Source organism: Bifidobacterium sp. N4G05, from assembly GCF_002742445.1.
In the GTDB taxonomy this organism is placed as follows: domain Bacteria; phylum Actinomycetota; class Actinomycetes; order Actinomycetales; family Bifidobacteriaceae; genus Bifidobacterium; species Bifidobacterium hominis.
The window spans coordinates 72,066-85,453 of record NZ_NJNQ01000004.1 but is presented as its reverse complement, the minus strand read 5'-3'; the positions used below and the strand labels follow the sequence as shown (position 1 = coordinate 85,453).

At 55.3% G+C, this 13,388-nt stretch carries 9 protein-coding genes; 7 read left to right on the top strand and 2 right to left on the bottom strand.

The genetic code is table 11. From position 1 onward, the window contains the following. The first annotated feature begins 51 nt into the window (after positions 1–51). Complete coding sequence (locus CE153_RS05075; protein ID WP_236824473.1) at positions 52–1,782, top strand: MFS transporter; 1,731 nt, start codon at positions 52–54, stop codon at positions 1,780–1,782. Positions 1,783–1,902: 120 nt separating this feature from the next. Next, entirely contained in the window at positions 1,903–2,373 is a 471-nt protein-coding gene (dtd, locus tag CE153_RS05070) for a D-aminoacyl-tRNA deacylase (RefSeq protein ID WP_099595384.1), read from the top strand. A gap of 101 nt (positions 2,374–2,474) precedes the next feature. On the opposite strand, the gene CE153_RS05065 is transcribed toward dtd, so the two are convergent. Then, the gene (locus CE153_RS05065; protein ID WP_201797253.1) at positions 2,475–3,317 is read right to left on the bottom strand and encodes a DUF3737 family protein; all 843 of its coding nucleotides are present in this window, start codon (positions 3,315–3,317) and stop codon (positions 2,475–2,477) included. Positions 3,318–3,582: 265 nt separating this feature from the next. Between CE153_RS05065 and CE153_RS05060 the strand changes: the two genes are divergently transcribed. Beyond that, on the top strand, positions 3,583–3,873 hold the full coding sequence (locus CE153_RS05060) for a branched-chain amino acid transporter permease (protein ID WP_272896713.1): 291 nt from the start codon (positions 3,583–3,585) through the stop codon (positions 3,871–3,873). A 52-nt stretch (positions 3,874–3,925) separates the two neighbouring features. Here CE153_RS05060 and CE153_RS05055 read toward each other — a convergent pair whose 3' ends face one another. Continuing rightward, a complete protein-coding gene (locus CE153_RS05055; RefSeq protein ID WP_180753415.1) occupies positions 3,926–5,161 on the bottom strand; it encodes a glycoside hydrolase family 3 protein in 1,236 nt (411 codons plus the stop codon). A 133-nt stretch (positions 5,162–5,294) separates the two neighbouring features. Between CE153_RS05055 and CE153_RS05050 the strand changes: the two genes are divergently transcribed. The 4 genes from CE153_RS05050 to mfd all read left to right on the top strand — a co-directional run bounded on the left by CE153_RS05050 (position 5,295) and on the right by mfd (position 13,387). Next, a complete protein-coding gene (locus CE153_RS05050) occupies positions 5,295–8,543 on the top strand; it encodes a UPF0182 family membrane protein (protein ID WP_099595381.1) in 3,249 nt (1,082 codons plus the stop codon). A 106-nt stretch (positions 8,544–8,649) separates the two neighbouring features. Beyond that, the gene (locus CE153_RS05045) at positions 8,650–9,162 is read left to right on the top strand and encodes a GNAT family N-acetyltransferase (RefSeq protein WP_099595531.1); all 513 of its coding nucleotides are present in this window, start codon (positions 8,650–8,652) and stop codon (positions 9,160–9,162) included. Positions 9,163–9,249: 87 nt separating this feature from the next. Then, positions 9,250–9,849 (top strand): aminoacyl-tRNA hydrolase, encoded by a 600-nt coding sequence (gene pth, locus CE153_RS05040; protein ID WP_099595380.1) that lies wholly within the window; start codon positions 9,250–9,252, stop codon positions 9,847–9,849. After that, positions 9,839–13,387, top strand: a complete 3,549-nt coding sequence (mfd, locus tag CE153_RS05035; RefSeq protein WP_099595379.1) for a transcription-repair coupling factor — start codon at positions 9,839–9,841, stop codon at positions 13,385–13,387. Before pth ends, mfd begins: the two co-directional genes overlap by 11 nt. The last annotated feature ends 1 nt before the right edge of the window (position 13,388 follow it).

Here is a 13,388-nt window from a genome sequence, read left to right as displayed (position 1 = left end):
GCAGTCAAACATGCCAGACCCTGCATTATGACTATGAGAGGAAACGCCATCATGGAACAGTCATCTAAGTTCCAACATCAGCCTCAGCCCGATACGCCATCGTCCTCCACGATGTCCCCGTCACTCCATGCGGAACAAACTCCGCCATGGGGCGCGCTATGGGTGTTGGCTTTGGGGCTGGCCATGATTGTGCTAGACAGCTCAATCGTCAATGTCTCCATCCCCACCATTATCGACGATATCGACATCGACCTGACCGACGCCCAGTGGGTCACATCACTGTACAACATCGTGCTCGCCGCGCTGTTGCTTCCCTTCGGCAAGCTTGGTGACGCCAAAGGACGCAAACTGGTATTCCAAATCGGAACTGTGATTTTCGTGGCAAGTTCATTGCTCGCCGCCACATCACATGACGCTGGCATGCTGCTCATCGCTCGCGCGTTGCAGGGCATCGGAGGCGCGATGATCATGCCGAACACCCTGTCCACGGTGTCCGCCACGTTCCGTGGCAAGTATCGCGCTGCGGCTTTCGGAGTCTGGGGCGCGGTAATGAGTTCAGCCGCCGCTCTCGGACCGTTGCTCGGCGGCGTGCTTACCGAGACCTTGGGGTGGCGGTGGATTTTCCTAGTGAACCTTCCGCTAGGCATCATCATCTTTGTGGCCACCATTCCTTTGGTGCCAAAGACTGGTGGACATACCTCGAACATCACTTCCTCAACCACTTCTTCTACCATTCGATTCCAAAGCATTGATGTGGACATTCCAGGCGTGGTGCTGTCCGCACTGACTTCTGCCTTGCTCGTATTCGGACTTATCGAAGGCGAGACCTACGGCTGGTGGAAGCAGACTTCCACTCAGTTGAAGATGGGCGGTCTGACATGGGACCACGGCTGGCTGTCGCCGGTTCCGATTTGCCTGGTCGCCGGTATGCTCCTGCTGGTCGTCTTCATAGCCGTAGAACTTGCACGAGGCAAAGCCGGACGTCCGGTGATGCTGGACATGACCCTGTTCCGCATCAAAACGTTTTCGTGGGGCAATCTGTCGGCTGCGGCCATCGCCGCCGGCGAGTTCGCGCTGGTGTTCGCGCTACCGCTGTACCTCATCAACGCGCGCGGACTCGACACGCTACAAGCCGGTGCGATGCTGGCCGTGATGGGATTGGGCTCTATTATCGCCGGTAGCAGGGCGCACATGCTGGCCGCCAAACTCACTCCGGTCGGCGTGGTCCAACTTGGCTTGGTGATTGAGATCATCGCGGTAGCCGTGATTGCAGTCCTCATGCCGGTGGGATTCGCAGTGTGGTGGCAGCTTCTTCCTCTGACCGCCTACGGCTGCGGCTTAGGACTCGCCTCCGCGCAGCTGACCAGCGTGGTGCTGTCCGAAGTGCCGATTCCCCAGTCCGGTGAAGGATCGGCCACCCAGTCCACCATCCGTCAGCTTGGCACCGCCATGGGTTCGGCCATCTCAGGCGCGGCATTGACCATGGCCATCAATGGAACGTTGCCGGCACGACTTGAATCCCTTGGACTGCCCGCCAAAGTCGGCGATGGACTGGCCAAGGCAGTCAGCAGCTCCGCTGGCGGTGTAATTGGCTCGTTCCGCAGCGGCGATGGACCGGCAGCCCAATTCGGTGACGAAGCGCCGAAAATCGCCGATGCGATGACTTCCGGGTTCATTGAGGGCAACCGTTGGACACTCTTGGTGGCAGGATGCATGCTGCTCATCGGTTTGCTGGCTTCGGTCGCTGTGCGACGCGCGGCATCATCGCACAGCACACACTGACAAACATGAGGCAGGGCGATCTGCTGAATGGTTTTGGTGGGCCAGCAGCTCAACGGCGAAAAGCTCTACTGAAGCCGGCTGATACCAAGACGAAACTGATCGCGCGGTAAGGTGGGGTTTATGAAAGTAGTAGTGCAACGAGTGAGCCAAGCCAGTGTTGACGTTGTTAACGAACTGGGCACCGTAGACCCCACCTTTGAACCGCAGCAGATTGGACCGGGATTCATGCTGCTGGTCGGTGTAACCGATGAGGATGGTGAGGAGCAGATTTCTTGGCTTGCCCACAAAATCCTCAACCTGCGTGTTTTCGAAGACGAGCAAGGCAAAATGAACCGTTCCATCAAAGACATCGGCGGTGAAATCCTATCCATTTCACAGTTCACGTTGTTTGCCGAAGTGAAGAAAGGCAACCGCCCAAGCTTCGTCAAAGCGGGCAAGCCGGAACATGCCAACATTACTTGGATCAAATTCAACGAAGCGCTGCGATCCGGTGGCGTGCCAGTACGCGAAGGCCGCTTCGGAGCGCATATGCGCGTTGGACTGATCAACGACGGTCCGGTCACCATCGCCATTGACACCGACAATCTGTGATCAATAGTAAAGCGCCGATTGCTTGGTGATATAAAAATATTTGAGGAGCTGCAGTATAATTTGCAGCTCCTCAAATATTGTTTTTTGATCGACAGTGATGTTTACCTGTTGTCAGTAATTATCGTCACCTTGTTCGGATCAATCTTCGTTGGGTCAAGCGACAATTCCTTGATGGCATCCGCACGAATCGTGCCAGACGAAGGATTGAACACACTGTCGACGGTGCTGTGAATATCGGCGTCCACATTCGAATATTCAAAAGCAAGCGTCGTATTGATCAAACGACAATTACGCAACAAGAGATTGTCCACATAGCACAAGCCCTGCAGGCTTTCGATCGTACAATTCTCAAACGTGACATTACGAGAGTTCCAAGCCAAATACTCGCCAGCAATAAACGAATCGCGCACAGTCACATTCTCGCAATTCCAGAAGCAATCTTTGGAAATCAATCGAGAATTCGAAATCTCAATATTGCGTGCGCCATCAAACGGATAATTACCAACCAAACGCAGATTATCAGCCTTGAAATCAGAACAATTCATTGCTAAATAATCACCGCGCGCACTCACATTATTCAGTGAAACATTTGAACAATCCCACAATGTTTCCTCGGCATTGACGAAATCAACGTTCCTCAACAAAACATCATGGCAACGGCGGAAATTCTTCGGCGCTTCAAATGTGCAATCCTCGACGCGAATGTTGTCTGTGTACCACACGCCTGCGCGTGCCATCTCGAACCACGTGCAATCCTTCGCCGAAATATCCGAGCAATACCACAGCGGATACTTCCATTTGAATGAACTCGACTCAAGCTCAATAGCATGTGCATGCTTCAATGGCGACTCGCCATCGTCGAAAATCGTGTCAATATACCGTTTGTCCGATGCTTGAAATTCGGCGCGTTCGCCGGTCAGCAATGCCTGACGGACCTCTTGCATGTCGCTCATTGATAACTCTCCTTGGAAAAACGCTCTGTTGCCAAGATAGAAACCTCGAGTACTTGAAGTCAAACGTATGGCCATGTTTCGCAGGAGGCGGAATAGGTCGAGAGGATTAAGCGCGTTATAAGCAATGCCGATATGCAAGCGGGTGTTTGCGGAACATGAATGTCGGTACCATAAATTGGGCGATTGAACAATTAAGCAATCGCAAGGTATTGCAGTCATATATGAAACTTGCCGTGTAAGGCAGAGAGGAATGCGGATGAGCCAGCAGCGTGGGGGAGTGAGGACGCATGCGCTCAAAGCCACGTTCCCCAAAGTGCTGCCGCGTATCGTCGACTATCTCGGCAACGTGCTTCCGTACGCCATGATCGGACTACTGGTGGTGTATTCGCTCAAAAACGTCAATCCTCTTGCCGGAAGCCATGGCATTCCCGAAGCAATCGCCATCGTCGTAATCGTCATACTGCACATATGGAAACGCAACATGTTGCTCTCTATCGCCGGCGGCACCGCCATATATATGGTATTGCTTCAGCTTGTTTTTGTTTGATTATCTGTTTTGTAGTATTTCTCAAAATTGAAGTGCGTCCTATGGAGATTGTTTAGTAGGCAAGTCCCATGCTGTATTTCAATGTCATCACGCGAATCGCGGACTGCTTCACCTTGCTCGCAAAAGTCGGATCGGATGCGGCTTTTGTATTTAGCCCGTCCAAAACCTGCTGAACATGACCAAAAGCGCCAATGCAGGCAAGATCGCCGCCGGCCTCAACCAATCGCACGCCCAAATCACTCGGCTGAACACCGCTCAAAGCAGTGGCGGAGAGGGAATCCGAAGTGATGACACCCTGAAAACCAATCGTATTACGCAGATAATCAGTTACCAAAGCGCTGGAAAACACAGCGGGATTGTTCGGATCAATGGCCTGATAGGTGGCCAAAGACATCATCACCATGGAAGGGTTCGCCTCCAACACGCTATTAAACGCGTTGATTTCCGCACCATCCAACGTGGTGGTGGTGTCAAGAATGCCGTTGGCGGTGAAATCGGTATTGCCGGTTACCGAGCCAAGCCCCGGATAATGCTTGATGGCGCTGCCAACACCCGAATCCGCCATGCCCTGAATGAACGCCTTGGCGTGGTCGGCATTACCGGCCGCGTCCAATCCAAAATCACGATCCAACGCTCCGACGGGGTCATTCGTGGCGCGATCCACCGTCACCGTGCCGACCACCGGCGCCAAATCGACATTGATGCCAGCCGACTTAAGCTGGGAACCCCATACGGCCGCCGACTGACGAAGCTGATCGGTCGACATCGTTCCCTGATAAGTGGCGGAAGGAATCTGGTCGAAACCAGAGCCCTGAAGATGCTGCACCAAACCACCTTCCTGATCGGTGGTCATCAGCAGCTGATTATTGTCCGGCGCATACGATTGCAATGCGGATGTGGCTGCGGCGACACCGTCCGTTCCCGAATTCCAGTTGCCGATGACCAGCACCGAACCGACATGCTGGTTCACGATGAGATCCTGCAATGAGGAAGGATCAGATCCCGCGTAGAGGGGTGCCATGACAAGCTGACCGACGCGCTCTACAAGACTCATGGCCTTGACTGCAGCTACGGCTTTGCCATGCGGAGAGTCGTCTACCACGTTCGGCACACTGAATTTGTCAAGCGAATCATGCGATGTGTCGGATCGCTGCGAATTCGATTGCTCGGATTGACTGGAACCAACACTCGAACCCGTGTTGGATGAACATCCGGCGAACGATAGCGGCAGTGCTATGGCGCACAGTGCGACAGCAAAACGAGCGAAATGAACATGGACCCTTTTCATGGTGTCATTATCACATGCCGGTGATGACGAATCCTCTCGCATAGGGAAATGCAGGCGGATTCGTGTTCGTGGATTGCGTAAACGTTAGGCTGGCGGCGTAAAGCCGTTCCGTGCCTATCGATAGGCTATTAACATGTCTTTCTTTGATATGTTTGGTCCCATGTTTGACCCGGGAAGCGGCCCGAACCGTCCTCAAGGGCAGCGTGCCAATAAATCCGGTAACGATGATCCCATCATTCTCAATGTCGAAACCGATGGCGACAACACCGCCCGGTCTTCGGCGAACATGCCTCCAAGAGGCCCGTCCGGTCCGCGCATCACACGCAAGCCGAACCGCCCACGAAAACCGTCGAATGGCAGCAAAATTCTGATCGGAGTGGTGCTGGCGCTCGCCATTATCGTCGGACTGTTCTTCGGTCTGGCGCAGTTCATCACCGACGTCATGTGGTATGCGCAGCTTGGCTTCCAAAGCGTCATTTGGACGCAGCTGGGCACTAGGATAGGCCTGTGGGTGGCATATGCGCTGTTGATCGCCGCGGTCGGATTCCTTTCTGCGTCGCTTGCGATCTGGGCTCGCCCCGATGCCGCCGATGGTTCCACCATTCGCATTAACGGCGACACCATCGAAGTGGGCAAGAGCGTAAGTTCGAAGAGCGCACGTCGTGTGGCAGTGGTGATTTCATTGATCGTCGGTTTGATGTTCGGATCGCAGTTCAATGCGAATTGGTCTGAGATCCTGCTGATGTTCAATGCGCAGAGTTTCGGCACCACTGATCCGCAATTCGGCATTGACAATGGTTTCTACGTATTCGTGTTGCCTGGCTTGAAGTTGATTGTGTCGGCGGTGTCGCTGCTGTTGCTTGCAGGCATTATCTTCTCCATCGTCACGCATGTGATGATGGGCGGCATTCGCATCACCATGCCAGTGCATGGTCGTGGACTGTTCCACATCACTAAGCGTGCGCGTAGGCAGATCGGCATCTGGCTGATGCTCAACATGTTCGCATGGGCGGCGAATCAGGTGCTTGGTGTGTTCTCTCACCTCACGCAGGAGGGTAGCCGCATTACCGGCGCCACCTACACCACGGTCAACGCCACGATTCCCGTTACCTTCATCATGGCCGCCATCACCGCCATATTGGGTGTGATTCTCGGCGTGTGGATCATGAAATCGCATGCTCTGGAAGGCCAGGCCCCGATCGCGGTGCGCGCCTCCGAAGCGCTCAAGGCGTGGAAAGTGCCGACTGTGGCCATCGCATCCGCCATTGTCGTGAGCCTGGTGCTTACCGTGGCATGGCCGATGCTGCTACAGCGTTTCCGAGTGAACCCGAATGCTCAGGAGATGGAATCAACCTATATCCAACGCAATATCGACGCCACGCGTGAAGCTTACGGTTTGAACAATGTGAAGACGGAACAATACCAAGCCACCACCGAAGGCGAGGAAGGCGCGCTGGCCGATTCCGCGGAATCGACCGCGCAGATCCGACTGCTCGATCCGCAGATAGTTTCCCCAACGTTCAAGCAGTTGCAGCAATCCAAGCAGTACTACACGTTCGCCGACACTCTTGCCGTCGACAAATATGAGGTCGATGGCGTGAGCCAGGACACGGTGATCGCGGCACGCGAACTTGACCTTGCCGGTCTTGACAATCGCAACTGGGTCAACGACCATACCGTGTATACGCACGGCTATGGTGTGGTGGCCGCCTACGGCAACAAGGTGACCGCTGACGGCCAGCCGAAGTTCTTTGAGGCGGGCATCCCAACCCAAGGCAAGCTCACCGAATCCGAACAGTATGAGCCACGCATCTACTTCTCGCCGAACGCTTCCGAATATTCGATCGTGGGCGCTCCGGAAGGCACGCAGTCGTGGGAGTTCGATTACCCGACCGGTTCCGAAGGAGCCACGAACACCTTCGACGGCGACGGCGGTCCAAAGATCGGTAATGTCTTCTCCCGACTGCTGTATGCCATCCGTTTCGGCTCCGACCAGATTCTGTTCTCCAACCGTGTGAACTCCGAATCGCAAATCCTCTACGATCGTTCCCCGAAGGAGCGTGTGGCCAAGGTCGCACCATACCTGACGCTTGACGGTCGTGTGTACCCGGCGGTTGTGGATGGCCGCGTCAAGTGGATCGTCGACGGCTACACCACTTCCGACGCCTACCCGTATTCGCAGATGACCGATCTGGGCGAAGCCTCTAAGGATTCCACCACGGAATCTTCTGCCACCGTGAGCGAGTTGGCTTCGAAGAACGCCAACTATATTCGCAACTCCGTGAAAGCCACCGTCGATGCATATGACGGTTCCGTGGACCTGTACGTGTGGGACGAATCCGATCCGGTGATTAAGGCATGGCAGAAGATCTTCCCCGGCCAGTACCACCAGCTGTCGGAGATTTCCGGCGATCTGATGAGCCACCTGCGTTACCCGGAAAGCCTGTTCAAGGTGCAGCGCGAACTGTTGACCAAATATCATGTGTCGAGCGCCAACCAGTTCTTCTCTGGTGAGGATTTCTGGCAGACCCCGGTCGATCCGACCGAATCCCAGCAGGCGCAGGAACGTGACATTTTGCAACCGCCCTACTATTTGACGCTGCAGACCGGCGGCTCCAACGAGCCGGTGTTCTCATTGACGTCATCGTATATTCCCGCAGGCACATCAACCCGAGAGATTCTGACGGGCTTCCTGTCCGTCGATTCCGATGCGGGCAACGAAAAAGGCAAGATCGGCGCGAACTACGGCACGCTTCGACTGCAGGAGCTGCCGAAGGATTCCAATGTTCCAGGCCCGGGCCAGGCACAGAACAACTTCAATGCGTCGGCCGACGTATCGAAGGAACTTAACCTGCTCGAATCCGGCTCCACCAATGTGCAGCGAGGCAATCTGCTCACACTGCCGCTCGGTGGTGGACTGGTATACGTGCAGCCGGTGTATGTCAAGTCCTCCGGTTCCACCAGCTTCCCGCTGCTGAAGAAGGTATTGGTGGCCTTCGGCGATCAGGTCGGATTCGCCAACACGCTGGACGAAGCGCTTGATCAGGTGTTCGGCGGCAACTCCGGCGCGTCCGCGGGCGACGCCGAAAACGTCAACGGTTCCACCAGCAGCAAGACCGACACGAGCGATACCAGTGACGGTTCTTCCGGAACGGACGGCACTGACTCGTCATCTGGATCGAATTCCGGCAATGGCGGCAGTTCCGACAGCACTGGCGGTTCCAACACGATGAGCAACGATCTGAAGAGCGCGCTTAACGACGCTTCTCAGGCCATGAAGGATTCCGACGCGGCCATGAAGAAAGGCGATTGGTCCGCTTATGGCGAAGCGCAGAAGAAACTTCAGGAAGCGTTGAACAAGGCGCTCGAACTCGAACAGTAGTTTTCGCACGGTTTCCGAACGAGCGCTGTTTGCATAAGGCGGAAGGACTGTTCCTCATATGGAACCGTCCTTCCGCCTTATGCGTATGCCCGGTATGCTCAAATGCATGACCGAGTATTTCTATCGCGTCGCAACGCAAGACGACATCCAAGCAATCACCGACATTTACAATGCGGCAGTCATACGAGGGGGATCATCAGCCGATACAACCCCACGCACATACGAACAGCGCAAAGCATGGGTTGAATCGCATCATGATCCGTACGCGGTGTTCGTCACGGAAACGGTAGATGATGACGGAACACGGCAGATTATTGGATTCAGCGCGCTTTCCGTTTTCTATGATCGCGCGGGATATGACGGCGTCACCGATCTTGCCTACTACATTGAACCGCAATGGCAGGGCAGGGGAGTCGGTACGTATACGCTCACCAAACTGCTTGAAGAATGCCGGAAACGTAATATGCGTAAGGCATGCGGCATTATTTTCGCAGACAATGCCGGTTCGATCGCGCTCATGAAACGGTTCGGTTTTACACAGTTTGGACTCATGCCAACCGCCGCCACCGATTCCACCGGCACCATGCGTGACATGAGTTACTGGTATCTCGACCTGTAAGTACAATCTTTGCGGTTATCAAGACGAGACAACGTGGCGCAATATGAATGCGCGCAATCGTATGTATGAATGAATGGAACGATTTCAATGGCATCTGATTTCTGGCTGATCGCAGGACTTGGCAATCCGGGCTCCAAATATGAAGGCACCCGTCACAATATGGGATTTATGGCAGCTGATCTGCTTGCCGAACGTTGGTCGGTCAACTTTTCCGACCATAAAGGGCTTGCCATGCTCGGCAAGGGTGTGATGAACCTGTCCGGTCGTAACGTCAAATTCTTCCTGGCCAAGCCGCTCACCTACATGAACGAGTCAGGCAATGCATTGGCTTCCATTAGCGCCTACTACCAGATTGAACCGGACCATATTGTGGTGATTCACGACGACATGGATCTTGATTTCGGACGTATCAAAGTCAAGGCAGGCGGCTCCGCAGGCGGCCATAATGGCATCAAGTCGATTGATCGCGCCTTGGGAACACCGAAGTATGCCCGTGTACGCATGGGCGTTGGCCACGCGCAGCGAGGTGCCCACGCCCACGACAACACTGTGAACTGGGTGCTGGGCGGATTCGGACCGGATCAGCGCAAGCAGCTTCCGGAATTCCTCGCCGATGGCGCTGATGCCGCTGAAACCATCATCTTCAATGGCCTCACCAAGGCTCAGGAGCAGTTCAATGGCCGCTGAACCGGTGCAGTTGCCGACTTCAGGTTCTCTGGCTGGCATTCTTGACGTACTCGAAACCGACGAGGATTTTCGTGCACTGATTTCCGGTGAGATCGAGGTGCCGGAATCCGACATAGACCCCAGCATTACCGTTGGCATTCCCGAAGGATTGCGCCCGGCACTGGCCGCTGGAGCATCGGGAACGCGGCCGGTTGTGCTTGTGGTGGCCTCTGGCCGCGAAGCCGAGGAAACGGTCGAGGCGATTCGTTCGTGGTATTCCGGCGATCCAAACGACGTGGCACAGCTTGAAGCATGGGAAACTTTGCCGCATGAACGCCTTTCGCCACGTGCCGATACCGTGGCAAGCCGCATGGCGGTGTTCCGCAGGCTAAAGCACCCTCAAGAGGGAAGCAAGCTGTTCGGACCCATCCGCATTCTCGTCATGCCGGTGCGATCCCTGATCCAGCCAGTGGTTGCAGGTTTGGCCGACGTGGAGCCTTTGGTGTTCTCTCAAGGCGAGGAATTGGCGCTCGAAGAGGCGTCGAGTCGACTGGTGGAAAACGCCTATACTCGAGTCGACTTGGTGATGGATCGTGGTGAATTCGCGGTGCGAGGCGGCATTATCGACGTGTTTCCGCCGACATTGCCGCATCCGGTGCGTATTGAGTTCTTCGGTGATGAGATCGATACCATCAGGGAGTTCCACGCTTCGGATCAGCGCACGTATGGCGGGAATGTTCCTGTGGTTTGGGCCACGCCATGCCGTGAACTGCAACTGACCGACAAGGTGCGCAAGCGTGCGAAATCCCTGATCGGATCCATTCCCAACGCCGAAGACATGCTGGAATCCATTGCCAATGCCATTCCGGTCGAAGGCATGGAATCGCTGCTTCCCGCATTGGTCGATGACATGGAGCCGGTGCAGGGCATGTTGCCCAAGCATGCGCTGGTCATGTTGTCCGATCCGGAAAAATTGCGTCGTTCGGCTGACGATCTCGCAAAAACCGCCAACGAGTTTCTTGCGGCCAGCTGGCATGTCGCAGCATCCGGTCATGGTGCCGGCGCTCCGATTACGTTCGATCAGGCGAATTTCTACGATTTTGACGAAACGATTTCATCGCTGGTTTTCTCAAGGCACGACGTATGGAAGCTTACGAGTTTCGGCGTGGACCCAAGCAGGGAAGGACACGTTCAGCTCGACGCTGCCAATCCCGGCGAATATCGCGGGGATGAAGTCAAAGCAGCATCCGGCATCGAAGGTCTTCTTGATGCCGGCTATGCCGTCACCGTCACTGCAGAAGCGCAAGGTACTCTTGTCCGACTTAAGCGTGCTATCAACGAAACGGGAATCGCCAACTTCGACTGCATCAGATCGCGTGCCATCGACGGATTCGTTGACAACGCGGCGAAGGTCGCGTTGCTTACCGAGCGCGACCTGACCGGACGCACATCGGCTGCGGGGCAGACAAAAACACCGAAACGCCGCCGTAAGGCCATCGACCTAATGGAGCTCAAGGCCGGCGATTACGTGGTGCACGAGCAGCATGGCATCGGCCGGTTCCTCGAAATGCGCCAGCGTACCATCGGAGCGGGTGCCAACCAGACCACACGCGAGTATCTGGTCATCGAATACGCATCCAGCAAACGCGGCGCCCCTGCCGACAAACTGTTCATCCCCACCGATCAGCTTGACCAAGTCAGCAAATACATCGGTGCCGACGCTCCGAAACTCAACAAACTGGGCGGATCCGACTGGGCTGCTACCAAGGCGAAAGCGCGTAAGCATGTACACGAAATCGCCGAAGATCTGGTCAAACTGTATTCGGCACGTCAACGCATGCAGGGGCATGCCTTCAGCAAAGACACCCCTTGGCAGAAAGAATTGGAAGACGCTTTCCCATACCAAGAAACCGCCGATCAGCTGACTACCATCGACGAAGTCAAATCCGATATGGAAAAGTCCGTGCCGATGGATCGCCTGATTTGCGGCGACGTGGGATTCGGCAAAACCGAAATCGCCGTACGTGCCGCATTCAAGGCAGTGCAGGATTCCAAACAAGTGGCTGTACTGGTGCCGACCACATTGCTGGTGCAACAGCATTTCGAGACGTTCACCGAACGTTTTGAAGGATTCCCGGTGGAAGTAAGGGCGATGAGCCGTTTCCAAACCATCAAGGAAATCAACGACACCATCAAGGGACTTGAAGACGGTTCCGTCGATGTGGTGATCGGCACGCACAAACTGCTTGGACCGAAGGTCAAATTCAAGGATCTGGGACTGGTCATCATCGATGAGGAGCAGCGTTTCGGTGTCGAACACAAAGAGACGTTGAAGGCGCTGCGTACCAATGTGGATGTGCTGAGTCTGTCGGCAACGCCGATTCCGCGTACGCTGGAGATGGCCGTTACGGGCATTCGTGAAATGTCCACGTTGGCCACGCCTCCGGAAGACCGCTTGCCGGTGCTTACTTACGTTGGCGCGTATGAGGATGCTCAGGTCACTGCTGCGGTCAGGCGTGAGCTGTTGCGCGGTGGCCAGGTGTTCTACGTGCATAACCGAGTGCAAGACATCGCTTCAGTTGCCGCGAAGATTCACGAGCTGGTGCCGGAATCGCATGTCGGCATCGCCCATGGCAAGATGGGGGAGAAGCAGCTCGACGGTGTGATCCGAGACTTCTGGCATCGCGACATTGACGTGCTCGTGTGTACCACCATCATCGAAACCGGTCTTGATATTTCCAATGCGAATACGTTGATCGTCGATCATGCCGACCGTTTCGGCCTAAGCCAGCTGCACCAGCTGCGTGGCCGTGTCGGGCGAGGCCGTGAACGTGCCTACGCGTACTTCCTGTACGATCCGACCAAGCCGATGACCCAGCAATCGCATGACCGACTGGCCACCATCGCGCAGAACACTGCGCTTGGTTCAGGTTTTGACGTGGCGATGAAGGATCTCGAGCTGCGTGGCACCGGCAATCTGCTGGGCGACGAGCAGAGCGGGCATATCGAGGGCGTTGGCTTCGATCTGTATGTGCGCATGGTTTCCGAAGCTGTCGAACAGTACAAGGAGCCGGAACGTACGGAATCGGTTGCTGTCACAATCGATCTGCCGATCGAAGCGTCCATTCCCGTCAGCTACATCGATTCCGACAAGTTGCGATTGGAAGCCTACCGCAAGCTGGCAGGGGCACGTACGGAAGCCGATCTCGACGAGTTGCGCGATGAGCTTACGGATCGTTACGGCAAGCCCCCGGTCGATTTCGAAGCATTGTTCGATGTGGCGAGATTGCGATTCAAAGCAAGAAAGCTTGGCATTACGGAGATCATCGGTCAAGGGCGTAACATTCGCGTGTCCAAATTCCAGCCACGTGAATCCGTGCAGATGCGCATGGCACGAATCTACAAAGGCATCCAGTACAGGCCAGTCACCCAAACGTATGTGATCCCCACCCCGTTTGCGGGTTCGCTTGGATCCGGGCCAATGAGTTCCGATGAGGTCGTTGGATGGACGAACCAGCTTCTCGACGATCTTGACTGGAAGCCGACGCCAGGGAAATAAC

What these genes read in the sequence shown, in the direction of transcription:
- CE153_RS05075 (WP_236824473.1), top strand. Translation starts at nt 52, where the DNA reads ATGGAACAGTCATCTAAGTTCCAACATCAGCCTCAGCCCGATACGCCA.
- dtd (WP_099595384.1), top strand. Translation starts at nt 1,903, where the DNA reads ATGAAAGTAGTAGTGCAACGAGTGAGCCAAGCCAGTGTTGACGTTGTT.
- CE153_RS05065 (WP_201797253.1), bottom strand. Translation starts at nt 3,317, where the DNA reads ATGCAAGAGGTCCGTCAGGCATTGCTGACCGGCGAACGCGCCGAATTT.
- CE153_RS05060 (WP_272896713.1), top strand. Translation starts at nt 3,583, where the DNA reads ATGAGCCAGCAGCGTGGGGGAGTGAGGACGCATGCGCTCAAAGCCACG.
- CE153_RS05055 (WP_180753415.1), bottom strand. Translation starts at nt 5,161, where the DNA reads ATGAAAAGGGTCCATGTTCATTTCGCTCGTTTTGCTGTCGCACTGTGC.
- CE153_RS05050 (WP_099595381.1), top strand. Translation starts at nt 5,295, where the DNA reads ATGTCTTTCTTTGATATGTTTGGTCCCATGTTTGACCCGGGAAGCGGC.
- CE153_RS05045 (WP_099595531.1), top strand. Translation starts at nt 8,650, where the DNA reads ATGACCGAGTATTTCTATCGCGTCGCAACGCAAGACGACATCCAAGCA.
- pth (WP_099595380.1), top strand. Translation starts at nt 9,250, where the DNA reads ATGGCATCTGATTTCTGGCTGATCGCAGGACTTGGCAATCCGGGCTCC.
- mfd (WP_099595379.1), top strand. Translation starts at nt 9,839, where the DNA reads ATGGCCGCTGAACCGGTGCAGTTGCCGACTTCAGGTTCTCTGGCTGGC.